Here is a 20191-nt window from a genome sequence, read left to right as displayed (position 1 = left end):
TTACTTCTCCTCCACACATAATTTTATAGCTAACTCTATCAATTCATCTCTTCCTTCAACATAAAATCCTGCTATCAAAGCTTCAAATGCAGTAGCTTCCCTGTACTCCTGTACACTACATGATTTAGGGAAACTTTTGATATTTCCATTTTTTGCTCTATTTCCTAGCATTTTAAATTTCTCCTCTAGCATTGGAAAAATTTCTCTATAAAGTTCACTCTGTTTTTTAGCATTTACACAATTTTTAACCCTTTTATTTAAGTTATGCAGATTTAATCCTTTAGATATCCAATATTTTCTAATATTTAATTCCCAAATTGAATCACCTAAATAAGCTAATACCACACCACTTGTCTCTCTTAAGTCTACATTGTCCATGTAGTTTTGTCCTTTCCATCTTTTATTTTTATGCCCATCTCTGCCAATCTATCTCTTATCTTATCTGACATTGCCCAATTCTTTTCAGCTCTTGCTTCTCTTCTCATTTCAAGTATAAATTCTACCAATTCTGAAGTTAAATTTCCTACTACATTTTCTAATTTTAATTTTACACCTAAAACTTCACTCATTACTGTATCTATATATTCAATACTCTCTTTTACAACTTCAGCACCATCACTATTTATAGGTGAATCAACTGCTTTATTTAATTCTTTTACTAGTTCAAAGATAGCTCCAAGTCCCATAGATGTGTTAAAATCTTCATCCATAGCTGATACAAACTTCTCTTTTGCCAAAGCTAATTGCTCTTTTAATTCAACACAAGAACTTCCATTAGAAGATATTTCAACTAGAGCTTCCTTACCTCTCATTACAGCATTTTCTATTCTCTCTAGAGATGTTTTAGCTTGAGTTAACTCTGCATCTGAAAAATCTATCGGCTTTCTGTAGTGAGAACTTAAAATAAATAATCTTATAATTCTACCATCATAATGCTCCAATACATCTCTTAATAGGAAGAAGTTTCCTAAAGATTTTGACATCTTCTCTCCATTAATATTTATATACCCATTATGTATCCAATATCTTGCATACTCTCCACCACAAGCACATTTAGATTGTGCTATCTCATTCTCGTGGTGTGGGAATATTAGATCCTGTCCTCCACCATGAATATCAAAAGTTTCTCCTAAATATTTGTGAGACATTGCTGAACACTCAATATGCCACCCTGGTCTTCCCTGTCCCCAAGGTGAGTTCCAGCTTGGTTCTCCCTCTTTTGCTTTTTTCCAAAGTGCAAAATCCAAAGGAGATTTTTTTATCTCACTTACCTCTATTCTAGCTCCACTTCTTAAATCCTCTAGATTTTGATGAGATAATCCTAAATAATCATCTTTATATGACTCAACATCAAAGTATACATCTCCTTGAGATTCATATGCGTGTCCCTTTTCTATTAGAGTCTTTATAATTTTTATCATTCCACCTATATGCTCAGTTGCCTTAGGTCTTATCATTCCATCTTCTTTCAAGTTTACCTTTGCTGTATCTTCAAAGTAAGCTTGAATATATTTTGTAGCTATCTCTTGAGAACTAACTCCCTCTTCATTAGCTTTTTTTATTATTTTATCATCTACATCTGTAAAATTTTGAACATAAGTTACTTTATAACCTCTAAATTCAAAATATCTTCTTACTGTATCAAAAAATATTGCTGGTCTAGCATTTCCAAGATGAATGTAGTTATATACAGTAGGACCACAAACATACATTGATACTTCCCCTTCTTTTACAGGCTTAAACTCTTCTAACTTTCTAGTAAGAGTATTATATATCTTTATCATTCTATCCTCCTAATACTCATTTATTAATTTTTTTAATATATCTATGGACATCTCTGACTCTATTGTTATTATTTGACTCTCTCCTCTTACAGTTCCTTCAATTCCTTGAATATCTATAAACTCTTCTGAAGTAATCTCTCCAAAACAGAATGTCTCAGCACTTATTTTATAAGGATTTGGATTCTCCTCGAATTTACTATTTCCTATCTTAAGTATATTTCCATTCAACTCTATAGCATTCTCTGTAAAAAATGTTGAGTTTTCATCTTTTAATAGAGATAACAATCTACTTATTTCAGGAGTGTTCTCCTTTAATTTTACCATTACAGCTGATTCCCTTGGTCTAAAAATTATCTCTCCATCTATCTCTTTCAAGATCTCCTCAATATCTATTCCAAAAATATTCTTCCAAATTGATAACATAGTCCTACTATCCACACCTGTTCTAGTAATTAGAGAATTAAATATTATCTTATCCAATTTTGAGAAATCATTTACTGAAAAATATATATCATTTTTCTTTACATATTTTGTTAGCTCTCTCTTTACCATATCTGTCTTTAAGATCTCGCTCTCTTTTTCATTGATATAGATCTTATCAGTTGAAAAAGCCCTATCTCTATTCAAGTCAGCACTGGCTGATAATAACTCCACACCATAAAAATCATTGCCCTTATTATTATAAACAAGTGTTCCAAAAAGATTGTTAGAACTCATATCAAGCTCTCTCTCCATCTCTTTATTATATAAAGATTTTCTATCTTTTGCTATAAAATCTTTAATATTTTTTTCTCCCAATGACACTATGAATAATCCTCTATAATTTTTCATAAAGATATCTGATTTAATCTCAGGTAAATACTTCTCTCTGTATTCATCTTTTAAGATATATATCCCATTCTCATATTGAAAATACTTATCTAGACTTTTTAAAGCTGTAAAATACCAATATCCTGGATCTACTACTGCTGTAAAACTCTTTTCACTTATCTCATAAAACTCCTTATCTGAAAAAAGATAAAATTTTGATAAGTATCTTAAATTTTTAATATCTTTTTTTACTTTATCTTTAACCTCATCATCATCTAATAGATATAAAATTGGGGTAAAATCCTTATTTTTAATATTTTCATTGGCATATACTATCCTTGTATCCTCTGTTATAAAATCTCTTGGAGTAGCCTTATATATCAATGTATAACCTAAAGTTCCTCCTAAAAAAATCAGTATTATAGCTAATATTATTCCAATTACTTTTTTCATAGTTCACTCCTATTGAAATCTTTTATTTTCTATTCTCTCCAACTCTTTTTTAGTTAAGTTTATATTTTCAGTTTTAAACATTGGAGCTTTAAATCTAGCTCTTCTCAATTGAGCCTCATCTAATTCACAACAGATTCCATCTTCAGCTAAGTATTTCCCCTCAGCTATTACCTCTCCGTTTGGAGCTACTACAAATGAGTTTCCAAAGAAGGTAGTTCCATCTTCCACTCCAGCTCTGTTGACACCTACTGAATACACTCCATTCAAAAGTGAATTGCTCTTCAATATAGACTTCCACTGAGCCGAAATATCCTCTTTTTTCTTTCCAATTACAGTTGGTGAATTGAATAGTACGAACACATATTTTGCTCCATCTTGAGCTAAGATATATTGAGCTGATTGGTGCCAAGTATCTTCACAAACTAACATTCCCACTCTTCCAAACTTTGTATCAAAGGCTCTAAATTTATTTCCAGCCATAAAGTATCTACCCTCATAGAAAACTCCATAATCTGGTAGATAAACTTTTCTATGTTTGTGTAGTAATCTTCCATCTTCTAAATAGTAAGCAGTATTATATGGATAATCCTCTTTTCCCAACTCCACAGCTCCAAATACTATACTGATCTCCTTACTTTTTTCTAAAAGAACACTAGGTATCTCTTTTATTGCTACATCAAAAACTATATCCTCAAGAGAGTATCCTGTTAAAGACAACTCTGGGAATACAATTATATCGCTTTTCTCCTCTATCGCTCTATCTATATGTTCTACCATCATCTCTAAGTTTTTCTCTACATTTCCTAGAGTTGGCTTCATCTGTCCCATATATACTTTCATTTTTTCACCTATCCTTCAACTACAAAAATCTTAAATCCTCTTGTGTTGTAATTTTAATATTATCATAATCTCCCAAGACTATTTTAACCCTACCTCCAATTCTCTCTACCAAAGAGGAATCATCAGTTCCTAAAAATCCATCTCTTTCAGCTCTCTCATAAGCTTCTTTTAATAGTTTTCCATCAAAGGCTTGAGGAGTATGTACAGCTATCAAATTAGCTCTCATTGGAGTACTCTTCACTTCAAAGTTTTCATCTATAACTTTTATAGTGTCCTTTACTCTAACTCCAATAACAGCTCCAGCTCTCTCCTCAACTACCACCTTGCAACACTCTTCTATATACCTCTCTTTAAAAAATGGTCTCACTCCATCTTGTACAAGAATTATATCGCTCTCATTATCACACTTTAAGGCGTTATATATAGAGTTTTGTCTCTCTGCTCCTCCTGCTACTACTTTAATTAGCTTTTTAATACCATATTTTTCACAGTGATTCCTTACTAGCTCTATATTTTCACCATTTGTTACTACTATTATTTCATCTATGATCTCACTCTTTTGTGCTACCTCTAAAGGGAGTATAAAGAGAGGTTTCTCTCTATACTCTAAAAATTGTTTTGGATAACCCAAGCCCATTCTCTTTCCTACTCCAGCAGCAGCTAAAATAAGAGTTACTTTAAGGTTACCACTGTACATCCTAGTCCTCCTTCTCCATGTCCTCCTATTCTGTACTCTTTTACATATCTACATTTTTTTAGATAGTTCAATATTCCCTCTCTCAATGCTCCTGTACCTTTTCCATGGATTACATAGACTTCAGTATATGAGTTCATAACCGCTCTATCCAAATATGTTTCCAATTCATATACAGCTTCATCTACCATCTTTCCTCTTAAGTCGATCTCATTTCTTACAGAAGTTTTTGTATGCGAGAATGTATTATACTCTTTTTTAGCTTTCTCTTTGACAACTTTTACATCATCCATAGATACTTCTAATTTTAAGATTCCAGCTTGTACTTGGACAGTCTCTTTTCCACCATTTATCTTTAAGACATTTGCAAATTGATTTAAACTATTTACAAATACCTTATCTCCAACTTTATACTCCACTTTTCTTGCAACTTTTGGCTTTTGCTCTACATTTTTGTTTCTGTCATCTTGAAGTGCTGATCTAAGCATATTCAAGCTCTTTTGAACATTTTTTACATCCTCTTTTTTATTCTCTTCTTTCTGAATCTTCTCTACTAATGCCACAGCTTTTGCTTGCATCTCTTTCATCATTCTATCAGCTTTTTCATAAGCTTCTTTTAAAATCTCATTTTTCTCTTTTTCCAATACTCTCAACTTTTCAGCATACTCATCTCTATCTCTCTGTGCTGCTGCTTTTAAAAGTTCAACCTGTTGCTTCATAGCCTCTAATTCATCTGATTTCTCTTTGATATTAGCTATCATCTTCTCTATCTTCTTATTATCGTCACCTATGTAGCTCTTAGCTCTCTCTATTACCTCTTCTGACACTCCCAATCTCTTAGCAATTGTCAAAGCATTACTCTCACCAGGAATACCTACTAATAATCTATATGTTGGTGAAAGAGTATTTACATCAAACTCCATTGAAGCAGTTTCTATTCCCTCTTCATTATACCCATGAGCTTTTACTTCACTATAATGTGTTGTAATAAAAGATTTACACTTTCTATCTCTTAAATAATCAATAACTGCCATAGCAAAAGCTGATCCTTCAGCAGGATCTGTTCCTGATCCTAACTCATCTAATAATACAAGTGAACTTTTATTTACACTTACTAGTATCTCCTGTACATTTTTTAAGTGAGCAGAAAAAGATGATAGTGATTGCTCTATACTCTGTTCATCACCTATATCAGCATACACTCCTGTAAAAAATCCTATACTTGTATGCTCATTAGCAGGGATTGGAATTCCAGATAGAGCCATCAATGTAAGTAATCCTGCTGTCTTTAAAGCTACTGTCTTTCCTCCAGTATTCGGTCCAGTAATTAAAAGAGTATTATACTCTCTTCCTATCTCAAATGTTAGTGGTACTATTTTATCAGCAGGAATAAATGGGTGTCTAGCCTCCACTAAACTCAACATCTCTCTATTATTTATATGTGGAATGACACAATTTTTCTCCAAACCATATACTGCCTTTGCATTCAAGATATCAAGAGATAAAATTGCCTCACCTATTGCATCAATACTCTCTCTCTCATTTCTTACATGCTCAGTTATTCTCAACAGTATCTTTCTTATCTCCTCTTTCTCCTTTAGCTCCAACTCTCTCATCTTGTTGTTTAATGCTACTATTGAAAGTGGTTCTATAAATACAGTCTGTCCACTAGAAGATCTATCGTGCTCTATTCCCTTTATAAGACCTTTAAAATCAGATTTTACAGGTACAACACTTCTTCCATCTCTCTCAGTGATTATTCTCTCTTGAAAAGCTTTTGATAAACTTGGCTCATCAAAAAGATCCTCAAACTTTCTTTTTATATTCATAGTCAAAGTTTTCTTATGAAATCTTATATCTCTCAAATCTAAAGAGGCATCATCTTTTATCTTTTTATTGTTATCAATAGCCTTATTTATAATATCCTCTATACCTCTCATCACAGGAATATCGTGATATCTATCTCTTAAATCTCTATATTTTCCTAGATCCTCTAGTCTTGTTTTAAACAATCTAAAAATTCTTAGGTTATAGTTTATATCCCATAGATCTTCAACATCTAGGTATGTTCCTATAAGTTGAGATTTTTCTGTCATCTTACATATATCTTTCATTCCAGCAGTTTCAAATCCACCATCAAACTTTAGGAAATCCATAAAATCTCTTAAAATATCCAGTTCTCTATTTACAGAACTAAAATCTCTCATTGGAGATAAATTCATTATTTTATAATGATTCTCTTCTATAACGCTATAGTTAGCTAATTCTTCTCTTAATTTATCAAATTCTAATACTTTATAACTATGTCCGTTCATTTTTTTCTCCCTATATTTTTATTACATTCATTTTTTATTATACCATAAATCTTTTATTTTCCTAAGTTTATTCAAGAAAATTTAAAAAAAACTTGAAATTTCCTTGATTTAATGATACAATTATATGCATTGTGTATGTAAGTGATTTTAGGAAAGGAGAGAATTAGAATGCAAAGATGTGAAATTACAGGAGTAGGACTAATCAGCGGAAACCAAATTTCTCACTCACACAGATTAACTAGAAGAGTTTGGAAACCTAACCTACAAGTTACTTCTATCAACGTAAATGGAACTTCTGTTAAAGTAAAAGTTTGTTCAAGAACTTTAAAAACTTTAAAAGGACTTAACGATGTAGAAGTTATGAAATTCTTAAAAGCTAACGCAGCTACTTTAAGTACTAGACTTCAAAAAGCTATGGCTAAATAGTTTTTAAGTCAATAAAAAAGACAGCTTTATCAAGAGCATGTCTTTTTTTATTTTTTTGTAAAATTGATTTGATATAATCTAGAGAGCAAAAAAGAAAAAAGACTGGAATCTCTTCCAGTCTAATAAATTACTTTTCAATTCTTGTATAAGGAATTAAAGCGATATTTCTAGCTCTTTTTATAGCTTTAGCTATCTTTCTTTGTAACTTAGCGTTAGCTCCAGTTACTCTTGAAGGATTGATTTTTCCTTTATCAGATACGAATCTTTTTAAAAGGTCTACATTTTTATAATCAATTTCTTCAGCTTTAACTCTTAATTTAGCTCTTCTTCTTCTGAATTCTGCCATTTTTATAACCTCCTCTTGATTTTTAACATTAACTGATTATTAGTCTTGCTTAACTATGATGTATCTTAATACTTCTTCTACGATGTTTAGTTTTAATTCAACATCTGATAATACAGTTCCGTCAATTTCAAAAGTAGTTAATACGTAGAAACCAGTCTTTTTCTTATCGATAGGATAAGCTAATTTTCTTTCTCCCCATTTCTCGCTCTTTTGAATAGTTGCTCCTGCAGCAGTTAAAACTCCAGTTACTTTTTCAATAACAGCCTCTCTACCTTCTTCAAGTATAGTTGGGTTGATAATGAACATAATTTCGTATTTTTTCATCTTTTAACCTCCTCCCTATGGTATTAGCCCAAAACACAAACGTTTTTGAGCAGGGTCGTTTTATATTCTATCACACTTTATTAAATTTTTCAAGCTATTTTTATCTTTTTCTTACCCAAGGTGGTAGATCCAAGTTTGGTTTTTCAGCTTCCTCTTTTGTTTCAGTAGCTACTTTTTCAGTTTTAGCTATATCCACATTTATAAAAGGCTCATTTTTTTCCTCTTCATTAGCAAAGTTATTTGCTATTATAGTTACTTGAACTCTATCTCCAAATTCAGGTTCAATAACTAGTCCAAACATTACATCATCAGCAGTTTTTCCAGCTGCATCTCTAATCATATCAGATATAGTTTGTGCTTCCATAAGAGTTATATCTGGAGCTCCTGTTATATTGATAAGTATTTTGCTAGCACCTAGTATAGATTTCTCTAGTAATGGAGATTGTAATGCTTTTTCAGTAGCTTTTATAGCTCTGTTCTCTCCTTCTCCCTCTCCAAATCCTAATACAGCCACTCCTGAATCTAACATTGTAGCTTTAATATCTGCAAAGTCTAGGTTGATAAGTCCGTTTCCTATCATAAGGTCTGCTACACCTCTAATACCTATCTTTAAGATATTGTTAGCTTCTTTAAAAGCATTCTGTAAAGTTATTGTTTTATCTGGTAACTCAAATAACTTATCATTCGGTATAATTACTAAAGCATCTACAGCTTTCTTTAGATTTTCAATTCCAACATCTGCATTATTCTTTCTCTTTCTTCCTTCAAATGAGAATGGTCTAGTTACAACAGCAACAGTAAGAACTCCCAACTCTTTAGCAACTTTTGCTATTACTGGAGCTGATCCAGTTCCTGTTCCTCCACCCATTCCTGCAGTTATGAATAACATATCTGTATCTTCTAATAGATTTTTTATCTTTTCAACATCTTCCTCTGCTGCTTGTCTTCCTATCTCTGGGTCAGCACCTGCTCCCAATCCTCTAGTTAACTTCTCCCCTAGTTGTATTCTTATGTCAGCTAATGATTTTCCTAAATCTTGAGCATCTGTATTTGCTGCGATATACTCCACTCCTCCTACTCCTGAAGAGATCATATCATTTATTGCATTTCCACCTGCTCCACCTGCTCCTAGCACTTTTATCTTTACCAAATCTTGATCCATTAACATACTTCTCTACCCTCCCTAATTATATGAAATTTGAAAACCAATTTTTTATAGCTTTCATCATTTTATTTTCCTGTTTTATATCCTCTGTTTTTTGTAACTCATCTTCTATTGTTTCTATTAATTTCTCATCTTCTTTTATCTCTTGCTCAATCTTTTCATTTTTTAACTCTATCTCTTGATGAGTATAACTTCCTGTTCTTATTTTTTGGTCTTCTTCTTCCATAACTTCATAAAATAGTCCTATTGCAGTTGCCATACTTGTATTTACACTATCAAGACCACTAAATGTACTTGGTAAAACTTTTCTAGCCACATACCCTGTTTTTTTATTTATCTTTTCAAGTAATTTATCAGCATTGATTATCTTATCATAAACTACTCCTCCAGTTAAGACAAGACCTTTTCCTAAATACCCAGTAAATCCAGATTTTTCGATAGTGCTATTTATATAATCTATCATCTCCTCCACTCTGGCATTTATAAAATCTTCAAGTTCTAGGGCAGCGATATATTTCCCTTCCCCATAGTAGATATACCCCTCTGGAGATATATCTTTTTCTCTATACTTATCTAGAATCTCTATAGCTGTATCCTCTTCATTTAATTTTAAGATATACATTAAATCACTCTTAAAATGCATTCCACCTAGAGGTATAGTCTCTGTGTAGATTATCTTATCATTCTTATACAGTATAATGTCTGTACTTCCCTCTCCTATATCTACAAGGGCAACTCCCATTCTTCTATCTTCCTCTTCAAGAGTTGATTTTGCAGAAGCATAGGCGTTTAAGATTATATTCTCTACATCTATACCTATTCTATTTATTGTCTCCACTAACTTAGCTACTCTTTTTTTCTCAGTAAATATCAAATGAACATCTGCTTGTAGTTTTGTCCCAACAAGCCCTAAAGGATTTTTAATAATTCCAGAGTTATTAACTTTTACATTGTATATCTCTGTTTTTAATATCTGCTCCTCTTCATTTAATACCTTTTCTTCAGCTTCTTTTACTAGTAATTTAATGTGTTCTTCTGTTATCTCGTCCTCTTCAAAAAATATCTCCACATTTATTGTTCTAGATTTTATGCTCTCTCCACCCATTCCAACAGTCACTGCTTCAATATCTTCATCAGAGTAGTTAGCTAATTCATCTATAACGGTTTTTATTGATTTTGATAGTGCTTCTCCATCTTTAATATCATTTTTTATCATTCCTTCACTTGGAGATTCGATATATTTAAGAACTCTTAAAACTTCACCATTTTCTGATAATTCTCCAGTAATTGCCTTGATCTTATTGTTTCCTATATCAATTACTGTCTTTAATATTTTCCCTCTATTTCCCATTATTTTTCTCCTCTGAACTCTTAACTATAAAATCATCAAATCTAATGTCAATGTACTCAACTTTTTTAGTTTTTACAAGCTCATTATACAAAGTTTCTAATATTTTGTACTTCTCTTTCTCTACAAGTAAATTCGTTTTAATTATTGTTCCATCTAACAAAATAATCTCTATACAATCTTTATCTTTAATATAAATTTGGGAAATTAAATTTTTTAGAATAGAGTCATCTAACACCTTTGAAAGTTCTAATAATTTCATTATATCGTTCTCGTCTTTAGCCACCATAAAATAAATATCCTTTTCAGGTCTCTCCTTTAACATACCAAAAATTTTCCCATTTTGATCTAAAAGATAAACCTTCCCTTTTATCTGTACATAATAAGCTAGTTCTTTCTCTTTAATCTTTATTTTTAAAAGGCCTAAATCTGGATTCTCTATTTTTACATCTTCCACTCTAACGTCTTGTTTTAAATACTCTTCCAATTTTTTAATATCTATTTCCCATATATTAGTATTATAAAGTTTTTCTATAAGTTCTGTCAATTCATTTGATAAAATTTTCGAATTTCCTTCTATTTTTATCTCTTTTATTTTGAAAAAATCTAAACTTAAAAATTTACTTGGAATTAAATAAAGTAAACAACTAAATAGATATATCATAATTAATCTTATTATAAACTTCAAAAGAAACTCTCCTATCTTCTAAAAGTATCCACCATAATTCTAACTAGATCATCAAAAGTATATCCTTTAAGTGTACCTAAATCTGGTATTAAGCTTGTTTTTGTCATTCCTGGACAAGTGTTTACCTCTAAGAAATACACCTCTCCATCTTTTAACATAAAGTCACTTCTTGAAATTCCCTTTAGTCCCACTATGTTGTGTATTTTCACTGCATTTTCCATCGCCTTGTCATAAGCTGATTTCTCAATCTTTGCTGGATATTCATGTACAGATCCACCAGCTGCATACTTTGATTCATAATCATAAAACTCATTTTTAGGTATTATTCTCAATACACCTAGTCCCTCTCCATTTAGAACTCCTACAGTTAATTCATCTCCCTGTATCATCTCTTCTATTAGAGGTCTCTTTCCTTCTAGCTCTTTTAGGGCATTGTAAACTTCCTCTTTATTGTTACAGAAATATATTCCTACACTTGAGCCATCTCTTGAAGGTTTTACAACTACTGGAAATCCATCTATCTCTTCAACACTATTATATGTTTTTGCCACTTTTATTCCAGCCATTTTTGCTACAGCTTTTGTATAGGCTTTATCCATAGTTACAGCACTTTCCATCGCTCCTGATCCTGTATATGGCTTATTTAACATATCCAATAATCCTTGAAATGTTCCATTCTCTCCATATCCACCATGTAGAGCGATATATGCTAAGTCATACTCATTTTCTGTGAATGCTGTTATTAAATTATCTTCAGTTACATCTACTCCATATGCATCATAACCTTGATTTTTTAAGCTCTCTAATATTGCTGCTCCACTTCTTAAAGATACCTCTCTCTCTGAAGAGATCCCTCCCATAAATACTGCTATTCTCATCTTTCACCTCTAAAATTATCCATTATTTCTTAATATTATTATCTCTTCTTCAAGTTCAACATCATATAGCTCTTTTATCTTACTCTTAACAAGAGCTAATATCCCTTCAATATCCTTAAATGTTGCTTCCCCATGATTAACTATGAAGTTAGGGTGCTTTGGAGATATCTCTGCTCCACCTATTTTTGTCCCCTTAAGACCTGCTTCTGATATAAGCCTAGCTGAAAAATCCCCCTTTGGATTCTTAAAAGTACTTCCTAAATTTGGTTTATCTAGAGGTTGTTTACTCTCTCTTAGAGCTTGTATCTCTATCACTTTTTTCAAATCAAAACCTCTTTTAAACTCAAATGTAGCACTTATTATTACCCATTTTTTCTCCTGTATCTCTGTACTTCTATATGAGAAATTTATCTCCTCTTTTTTTAGAGTCTTTATCTGATGATTCTCATCAAATATCTCAATCTCTTTTATACAGTCAAATATCTCACTTCCGTAGGCTCCTCCATTCATATAGACAAGTCCACCTACACTTCCTGGAATTCCTGCTAGATTTTCAAGACCTGAGTAATTATTTTTATTCATAAAAGCTGTCAACTTACTAAAGTCTAGCCCTGCTTCCACACGTACCAATCCCTCTTGAAGCTCCTCTATCTTATTCAGCTCTTTTAATGAAACAAATGTAATATCTAGTTCTCCCTCATCTATAAGAGTATTTGTCCCATTTCCTATTAAGAATATATTTTTTTCATTTTCAAATATATCCTTTAATTCCTCTTTATTTTCAACAACTATAAATTTTTTAGCTGTTCCACCAATTTTCATATTAGAATGTTTCTTTACACTATAATTTTCGTAAACTCTCATTAGCTATATTTCCTTTCCAATTTTTCTGCTACTCTGTGAGCTATCTTCGATATATCTCCAGCTCCCATAAACATAAATACTCTATCTCCTTCAAATTCCATTATCATATCATCTATATTTTGTGGATTTTTCTCAAGGATAGCCTTTGGACATTCAATAATATTTTGTAAATCCTCAATAGTTACTCCAAAATTATCCTTTTCTCCTGCACTGTATATAGGTAAAAGAACTACTTCATCAGCTTTTTCAAAAGCATTTTTGAAATTTTCCAATAGGAATTTCACTCTACTATAACGGTGTGGTTGGAAAATTACAGTTATTTTGCTACTCTCTATTGATCTTGCTCCCTGTAAAGTTGCCTTTATCTCTGTTGGATGATGAGCATAGTCATCTATCACTCTAATTCCATTTCCACTGTATAATACATCATATCTTCTTTTTGAACCTCTAAATTTTTCAAAAGCTCTTTCAATATCCTTCTCTTCCAAACCAAATTTTAAAGCTAGATATATAACAGGTAATGAGTTTAATATGTTGTGCTCTCCTGGAATATATAGAGTGAATCTTCCAATCTTTTCTCCAGCTATATTTACATCATAACTTGTTTTTCCATTTCCAATCTCTATATTTTCAGCATAGATATCTGCAGTTCTATCTTTAATACTGTATCTCTTTATACACTTGTTCTCTTTTGTTGCAGCTAATCCTCTCAAGATCTCACAATCTGAGCATATTAATACCTCTTCAGAAGTTTGATCTATAAATTTTGAGAAAGATTTAATTATATTCTCTAATGATCCATGATTTTCTAAGTGATCTGCCTCAATATTAGTTATAACTGAGTATTTTGGATTCATATACAGGAATGAATTATCGCTCTCATCAGCTTCAGCTATAAAGTAACTTGCTTTTCCTGGTTTTGCATTGGATCCTATCTCTGGTAAGATTCCACCTACAACTATTGTTGGATCTAACGGTAACATAACAGATGCTGCCATTGAACTTGTTGTTGTCTTTCCATGTGTTCCTGCAAAAGCTATTCCACACTCTTCATTTAAAAGCATAGCTAATAGCTCTCCTCTTTTTACTACTTTTATTCCATTTTCTAAGGCATATATATATTCTGGATTCTCTTTTTTTATAGCACTTGAAGCTATTATCATATCAAAATCCTTACCCTCTAAGTTTTTCTCTGAATGCTCTTGATGAACTGTAATTCCAATACTTTCTAACTCATCAGTGACATATGAACGGCTTAGGTCAGTTCCCTCTACCTCATATCCTTTACATTTCATAATTTTTGCAAGTCCACTCATTCCTATTCCATTTATCCCAATAAAATAAATTTTTTTCAACTTAATTCCTCCAAATATCAAGAGAATCAACAATCTTCTTAACTGCATTCTCTGTTTTCAAATTTTTTATATTTATCTTCATAACATCTAATTCACTCTTATTTTCTAAAAGCTCAAAAGCTTTCTCTATTGCTATACTAGCTTCTGAATTTTTATACATCTGTGCCGCTCCCACATCTTTTAGGAGTTTTCCATTGGCATACTGTCCTACTTTTATTGAGTTATATGGAATAACTACTGACGGTTTCCCCAACTGTATTATCTCTGAAATTGTCAATGCACCAGCTCTGCAAACTATTAAGTCTGCTGCTGCCATAATGTTTATCATATTATCAAAATATGGTCTAACAGTATCTTGGATCTTAATTCTATTTATACTTTTAACTATCTCATCATAGTTCTTTTCTCCAGTAGCCCAATAGATTCTTAAATCTTTATCTTCCAATACCCTATCCCAATTTTTTAATAGTGCGTCATTTATCTCCTTAGCTCCCAAACTTCCTCCAGTTATCAAAAGAATCTTCTCGTTCTTTTCAACTTTTAGACGCTCTCTCTCCTCGCTTCCTTTGATCTTGTATATCTCCTCTCTCAAAGGATTTCCTGTTACCAAGCACTTATTTTGAAATTTTATAGGAATATCATCATAAGTTTTTTCAAAAGCTAAGAATATCTTTTTAGCAAATCTATAAAAGAGCTTATTTGTCCCTCCTAAATTTGCATTTTGTTCCTGTAGATATATCTTTCTTCTAGCTACTACCCCACCTATTAATACTGGTATGGAGATATAGTTTCCAAATCCTATTATAGCATCTGGTTTCTCTTTTAACACCAAAGATATCCCTTGAAATATCCCCTTTACATAGCCTATCATATTTTTTACACTTCTTGGAGGAGCTATATTCAAACCTATAAACTTAAATCCAGCCTTTGGTACTATATCCTTTTCCATTCTGATGCTTGTTCCTACAAACAGCACCTCTACTCCTCTTCTTCTCAACTCATCTGCCACTGAAAGAGCTGGGTAAATATGACCTCCTGTTCCTCCAGTTGTTAAGATTACTTTTCTCAAATAACTCACCTACCAAAAATCTCTCTCACTAATTCTTTGAATACCTGTCCTCTGTGTTCAAAACTTTTAAACTGATCATAACTAGATGTTGCTGGAGAGAATAGCACTATTTTCTCATCAGACTGAGTATATCTTTTCTTTATATCCTCTAAACAAGTTTTAACATCTCTCAATAGATGTATCCTATCCTTCTCATACTGTATCTTCAAAAGTTCACTCTCTAACTTATCAGCTATATCTCCTATCAAATAAACTTGATCCACCCTGTTTTTTATCAACTCAACTAAAGGTGTCCAATCCAATTTTTTATCATAACCACCACATATCAATATGCACCCTTTGAATGCCTCCACTGCAAATGTTGTAGACTCTATATTAGTTCCCTTTGAATCATTTATAAATTTCAATTTTCCATAATCGAAGAACTCTTCCATTCTATGTTCCAATGTCTTAGTTGTATATAGAAATTCTCTTATTTTTTGATTGTCTACACCACAAATTTTCCCAACTGTGACAATAAATAACATATTTTCAAGGTTGTGTTTTCCTTTTAAAGACAATTTTTCAATCTCTAAAACCTCTTCACCTCTCCAATACATTTTGCCACCCTCAATATAACAATCCCCTTTTTTATCCTGTGATACCTCTATCTTAGTAGCTAGGATTAACTTCTCTCTTTTTAATAACTCCTCACTATCTAAATTGAATATAAAATACTCATCTTTAGTTTGATTTTTACAGATGTTAAATTTTGTATCATAGTACTCTTCAACATCTTTATATCTAGCTAAGTGATCTGGAGTTAAATTTGTTACTAAAGAGATATATGGTTTAAACTTCTCTAAATTCTCCAATTGAAACGAACTCAATTCAAGAACAATATAATCTAGCTCCTCACCTTTTAAAAGTAATTCTGCAAGACTCACACCTATATTTCCAGCATAACTTGCTTTGTATCCTGAGTATTGTAGCAACTCTGTTATCTTAGTTGTAACAGTTGTCTTTCCATTTGTTCCAGTTACTCCTATAATCTTTGTAGTAGTACCATATTTTATCATATATTGATAACATAATTCAATTTCATCTATAACTTTTATCTTATTTTTTTTAGCTTCAAGCACCAAATCATTATATGGTACCCCTGGACTCTTTATAAAGATCTCAACCTCTTTTAATAATTCGATCCCCTCTATAGATTTTAATCCAACTTTATCATCAATAAGTATTACCTCATACCCCATATGTTCTAAAAGTTTCTTAGCTCCAAGTCCACTGACTCCAGCACCAAAAACCATTGCTTTTTTCATAGTTTTACCTCTCTTTATTTTTTCTATCCTAGATATACTTATAACCACGGTTGATTACCGTGGTTATATTGTTTTTAAAGTATTCCTCTCATTCTCACTATTCCTAAGGCTATTATTCCAAACATCAATGTTGCTATCCAAAATCTCATTGTTACCTTCGTTTCAGCAAGTCCACACAATTCAAAATGGTGATGAATAGGAGCCATCTTAAATACTCTCTTCCCTCTCAATTTAAAAGATCCAACTTGAATAATTACAGATAAAGCTTCCATAACAAATACTCCACCTATTATTGGTAGTATCAATTCCTGCTTCAATAGTATAGCTACAACTCCTAGTATTCCTCCTAGTGTCAATGATCCTGTATCTCCCATAAATATCTGTGCTGGATAGAAGTTATACCATAAAAACCCTAACCCTGATCCACATACAGCTGATAAAAATACTGTTATCTCTCCAGATCCCTCTATATAAAATAAGTTTAAGTGATTACTTAACTCCATATGTCCTGTAAAATATGCCACTACTCCTAAAATAGCTGAACATATTACCATTGGCATTATAGCCAGACCATCTAAACCATCTGTTATATTTACAGCATTTGATGTTCCCATCAATATTATTAAAATAAATAGTAACATTCCAAAACTTCCTAAATATAACATATGGTGTGAATAGATTGGATTTATTATTGCTAGATCAATCAACTTACTTCCAGCAAGTCCAAAATAATTTACAAAACACCATACTAAAATTGCTATTAATCCTTGACCTAAAAGCTTTTTCTTTCCAGATAATCCCTTTTTATTTACAGTGAACTTCTTGTAGTCATCTATAAATCCAATTCCTGCAAATCCCATCATAGTTAGCAATAGTAATATAATTATTCTATTAGATATATCAGCTATTAATAAATTTGTCACTAAGATAGTTAAAACAATCAATACCCCTCCCATTGTAGGAGTACCTTTCTTTGACATATGAGAAGTAGGTCCTTCCTCTCTTATCTTCTCACCAAATTTTTTTACTTTTAAATAATTTATGAAAGGCTTCCCTGCTATTAATACTATAGCAAAGGCTAAAATAAAAGCCATAAAACTTCTTAAATAAATAGACTTTAAAAATTGAAACTTATTAACGTACTCTCCTATTAAATACAGCATATCTTCTCCCTATCCTTCTATAATCTCTTCCATTTTCATCCCTCTTGATCCCTTTAATAGGATAGCTTTAGCTTGAGGAAAACTCTCTCTAATTTCAGCTTTTATCTGCTCCTTATCAGAAAAATGAGTTATTAATTTAGTATCTTCCAAGATCTCATAAGCCTTCTTCATTCTAGGCCCATACACATATATCTTGTCAACTTTTATAGAGTTAGCTTTTTCTAAAACCTCTCTATGATACTTGATCTCATCTTCCCCTAATTCAAGCATATCTCCTAATACAGCTATTTTTACCCTATCATTATACAATCTATCAAAAGTCTCTAAAGAATATCTCATAGAAATAGGACTAGCATTATATGCATCATTTATATAGATAGTTTCACCTTTCTCAATCTTTTGAAATCTCATTGGAGTTAGATTTAAACTACCTAATCCCCTTTGAATCTCATCACAACTTAAATTAAATCTCTCTCCCATAATTATACCCATAGCAGAGTTTAAACAGTTGTGTTCTCCATTTAATCTTACATTATAATGGTTAGAATCCAATGTTAACTCTATCCCATTATCACTATCTACAAAATCTGTAATCTGATATTTGCAATTAGCTCCATAACCTACTGTTAATGAATTTAAGCTTTTTAAATAAAAATCATCTCCACAGACTAATAGTTTATCACTATCTACATATTTAACAATCTCACTTTTAGCTTTAAATACATTCTCTCTTGTTTTTAAAAATTCGAGATGTGAGTCTCCTATATTTGTTATTATTCCATAGTTTGGTTGTGAAATTTTACAAAGTGTATCAATCTCTCCAAAACTACTCATTCCCATCTCTAAAACAATTATCTCATCACTATCTTCAAGTTGTAAGATAGTAAAAGGAAGACCGATATGATTATTATAGTTTCCCTCTGTTTTCTTACATCTATATCTCTGTGAAAGTATAGAGTAGATTATATCCTTAGTAGTAGTCTTTCCGTTACTACCAGTAATCCCTATAACTTTAACTCCCAATTCATTTCTATACTGTAAAGCTAACTCTTGAATAGCTAATACACTATCTTCAACAACTATAACTTTTTCATTGTCGCCTGAATAGTTGTCAGCTATTATCAATGAAGCCTCTTTTGCTAAAGCTTCTTCTATATAATTATTTCCGCTATTTATTGCTATAAACAATGAATTCTTCTCTATTTTTCTACTGTCCATTACAACTTTGGAAATCTCTTCAACACTATTCAAATTATATTTTCTCTTTAATATTTCAGTTAGAACTTTCATACTCTTTCCTTATGATTATTCAAAGAATAATTCCCTTTCTATAATTATTTAAACTAACATATTATTGTAGCATTTATATGCAAATAATACAATGAACTTTTATAATAATTTCTAAAGTTCTTTCTATCTAAATAGTTATATTTTTATACACTTTTTTTAAATCTTTGGCAAATTCATAAAGATTTTCATAAATAGGTACTCCTAGCTCATTCATCTTTTCAATATGTTCCATTCCATGACCTGTTTTTACCAGTATAGGAGTCACTTTAGCCCTTATTCCAGCTTCTATGTCACTTATATTATCCCCAACCATAAAAGACCCCTCTAAATCAATATTAAACTCTCTTATAGCCTCTTCTAACATACCTGTATTAGGCTTTCTACAATTACACTCAACTCTATATTTACCTATCCCCTTTTCTGGATGATGAGGACAGTAATAGAACTTCTCTATTTTAACTCCCTCTTTTTCTAAACACTCATTTATATAGTTATTTAGTTTTATTAAATCTTCCTCTGTATAGTAGCCTCTTGCTATTCCAGATTGATTAGTTACAACTACAAAAATATATCCCAATTCTGCAAGTAACTTCAATCCTTCTACTGCTCCTTTTTCAAATTCAAAATCCTCTATCCTGTGTAAATAGTCCTTCTCTACATTTATAGTTCCATCTCTATCTAAAATAACAGCTTTTCTCATAATTCACACCCTTTTTACTTTAATTAAATATATGTTATTATATCATATATTTAATTAAAAAATTGTCCAAAAAATAAAAAAAAGCTTGGCAAGTTCCTATCCTCCCAGGAGGCTTCCCTCCAAGTACTTTCAGCGTTTACGGGCTTAACTTCCAGGTTCGGAATGTATCTGGGTGTACCCCCGTAGCTCTTCTCACCAAGCTATAATATCTATTAGAATAGACATTTGAAACTATATAGTAAAATCATTAAGGTTAAAACTTCGACTTATTAGTATTGGTCAGCTAAAGGCCTCACAGCCCTTACACCCCCAACCTATCAACCTCCTAGGCTCGAAGGAGTCTTAAAGAATACTTATCTTGAAGTCAGTTTC

Annotated in this window: 20 protein-coding genes and 2 rRNA genes; 1 reads left to right on the top strand and 21 read right to left on the bottom strand. The window is 31.6% G+C overall.

Features of this window, described 5'->3' with window-relative positions:
• From ABNK64_RS08945 to ABNK64_RS08920, 6 genes are read right to left on the bottom strand one after another with little or no spacing between them, the layout of a single operon-like run.
• Positions 1-378, bottom strand: coding sequence for a ribonuclease III domain-containing protein (locus ABNK64_RS08945; RefSeq protein ID WP_349764157.1), 378 nt, complete (start codon positions 376-378; stop codon positions 1-3).
• Positions 366-1784 carry a cysteine--tRNA ligase gene (gene cysS / locus ABNK64_RS08940; RefSeq protein ID WP_349764156.1) on the bottom strand — a complete coding sequence of 473 codons (1419 nt, stop codon included), beginning with the start codon at positions 1782-1784 and terminating at the stop codon, positions 366-368. Before cysS ends, ABNK64_RS08945 begins: the two co-directional genes overlap by 13 nt.
• 9 nt (positions 1785-1793) lie before the next feature.
• Entirely contained in the window at positions 1794-3047 is a 1254-nt protein-coding gene (locus tag ABNK64_RS08935; protein ID WP_349764155.1) for a hypothetical protein, read from the bottom strand.
• Between the two features lie 9 nt (positions 3048-3056).
• A complete protein-coding gene (locus ABNK64_RS08930) occupies positions 3057-3887 on the bottom strand; it encodes a nitrilase-related carbon-nitrogen hydrolase (RefSeq protein ID WP_349764154.1) in 831 nt (276 codons plus the stop codon).
• 19 nt (positions 3888-3906) lie between these two features.
• Positions 3907-4584, bottom strand: a complete 678-nt coding sequence (gene ispD / locus ABNK64_RS08925) for a 2-C-methyl-D-erythritol 4-phosphate cytidylyltransferase (RefSeq protein ID WP_291254944.1) — start codon at positions 4582-4584, stop codon at positions 3907-3909.
• Complete coding sequence (locus ABNK64_RS08920) at positions 4560-6896, bottom strand: endonuclease MutS2 (protein ID WP_349764153.1); 2337 nt, start codon at positions 6894-6896, stop codon at positions 4560-4562. Before ABNK64_RS08920 ends, ispD begins: the two co-directional genes overlap by 25 nt.
• Positions 6897-7064: 168 nt before the next feature.
• Between ABNK64_RS08920 and rpmB the strand changes: the two genes are divergently transcribed.
• Positions 7065-7322, top strand: coding sequence for a 50S ribosomal protein L28 (gene rpmB / locus ABNK64_RS08915; RefSeq protein WP_291254942.1), 258 nt, complete (start codon positions 7065-7067; stop codon positions 7320-7322).
• Between the two features lie 127 nt (positions 7323-7449).
• Here the strand turns inward: rpmB and rpsR are convergent, their stop codons facing one another.
• The 15 genes from rpsR to ABNK64_RS08840 all read right to left on the bottom strand — a co-directional run.
• Positions 7450-7668 (bottom strand): 30S ribosomal protein S18, encoded by a 219-nt coding sequence (rpsR, locus tag ABNK64_RS08910; RefSeq protein ID WP_005885805.1) that lies wholly within the window; start codon positions 7666-7668, stop codon positions 7450-7452.
• A 39-nt stretch (positions 7669-7707) separates the two neighbouring features.
• Positions 7708-7992: a 30S ribosomal protein S6 gene (rpsF, locus tag ABNK64_RS08905; RefSeq protein ID WP_291254941.1), complete on the bottom strand. Its 285-nt coding sequence runs from the start codon at positions 7990-7992 to the stop codon at positions 7708-7710.
• Positions 7993-8092: 100 nt separating this feature from the next.
• Positions 8093-9160: a cell division protein FtsZ gene (ftsZ, locus tag ABNK64_RS08900; RefSeq protein ID WP_291254940.1), complete on the bottom strand. Its 1068-nt coding sequence runs from the start codon at positions 9158-9160 to the stop codon at positions 8093-8095.
• A gap of 19 nt (positions 9161-9179) precedes the next feature.
• The gene (gene ftsA, locus ABNK64_RS08895; RefSeq protein WP_291254939.1) at positions 9180-10508 is read right to left on the bottom strand and encodes a cell division protein FtsA; all 1329 of its coding nucleotides are present in this window, start codon (positions 10506-10508) and stop codon (positions 9180-9182) included.
• Positions 10498-11193: a cell division protein FtsQ/DivIB gene (locus ABNK64_RS08890; RefSeq protein ID WP_291254938.1), complete on the bottom strand. Its 696-nt coding sequence runs from the start codon at positions 11191-11193 to the stop codon at positions 10498-10500. Before ABNK64_RS08890 ends, ftsA begins: the two co-directional genes overlap by 11 nt.
• 11 nt (positions 11194-11204) lie before the next feature.
• Positions 11205-12071 carry a D-alanine--D-alanine ligase gene (locus ABNK64_RS08885; RefSeq protein ID WP_300342278.1) on the bottom strand — a complete coding sequence of 289 codons (867 nt, stop codon included), beginning with the start codon at positions 12069-12071 and terminating at the stop codon, positions 11205-11207.
• A gap of 15 nt (positions 12072-12086) precedes the next feature.
• A complete protein-coding gene (gene murB / locus ABNK64_RS08880) occupies positions 12087-12935 on the bottom strand; it encodes a UDP-N-acetylmuramate dehydrogenase (RefSeq protein ID WP_291254936.1) in 849 nt (282 codons plus the stop codon).
• Positions 12935-14290, bottom strand: coding sequence for a UDP-N-acetylmuramate--L-alanine ligase (gene murC / locus ABNK64_RS08875; protein ID WP_349764152.1), 1356 nt, complete (start codon positions 14288-14290; stop codon positions 12935-12937). Before murC ends, murB begins: the two co-directional genes overlap by 1 nt.
• A gap of 1 nt (position 14291) precedes the next feature.
• Complete coding sequence (gene murG, locus ABNK64_RS08870; RefSeq protein WP_349764151.1) at positions 14292-15359, bottom strand: undecaprenyldiphospho-muramoylpentapeptide beta-N-acetylglucosaminyltransferase; 1068 nt, start codon at positions 15357-15359, stop codon at positions 14292-14294.
• 5 nt (positions 15360-15364) lie between these two features.
• Positions 15365-16666 carry a UDP-N-acetylmuramoyl-L-alanine--D-glutamate ligase gene (murD, locus tag ABNK64_RS08865; RefSeq protein ID WP_349764150.1) on the bottom strand — a complete coding sequence of 434 codons (1302 nt, stop codon included), beginning with the start codon at positions 16664-16666 and terminating at the stop codon, positions 15365-15367.
• A gap of 74 nt (positions 16667-16740) precedes the next feature.
• The gene (gene mraY / locus ABNK64_RS08860; protein WP_291254932.1) at positions 16741-17829 is read right to left on the bottom strand and encodes a phospho-N-acetylmuramoyl-pentapeptide-transferase; all 1089 of its coding nucleotides are present in this window, start codon (positions 17827-17829) and stop codon (positions 16741-16743) included.
• A 9-nt stretch (positions 17830-17838) separates the two neighbouring features.
• Positions 17839-19119, bottom strand: a complete 1281-nt coding sequence (locus ABNK64_RS08855) for a UDP-N-acetylmuramoyl-tripeptide--D-alanyl-D-alanine ligase (RefSeq protein ID WP_349764149.1) — start codon at positions 19117-19119, stop codon at positions 17839-17841.
• A 127-nt stretch (positions 19120-19246) separates the two neighbouring features.
• A complete protein-coding gene (gene gmhB, locus ABNK64_RS08850; RefSeq protein ID WP_349764148.1) occupies positions 19247-19819 on the bottom strand; it encodes a D-glycero-beta-D-manno-heptose 1,7-bisphosphate 7-phosphatase in 573 nt (190 codons plus the stop codon).
• 83 nt (positions 19820-19902) lie between these two features.
• Positions 19903-20019 (bottom strand): 5S ribosomal RNA (gene rrf / locus ABNK64_RS08845).
• Positions 20020-20068: 49 nt separating this feature from the next.
• Positions 20069-20191: ribosomal RNA gene (locus tag ABNK64_RS08840) — 23S ribosomal RNA — on the bottom strand; the annotation flags it as partial.

The organism is Fusobacterium sp. SYSU M8D902, from assembly GCF_040199715.1.
In the GTDB taxonomy this organism is placed as follows: Bacteria; Fusobacteriota; Fusobacteriia; order Fusobacteriales; family Fusobacteriaceae; genus Fusobacterium_A.
Note: the sequence above shows the minus strand (reverse complement) of the source record. Positions and strands in the feature narration are given on the sequence as shown.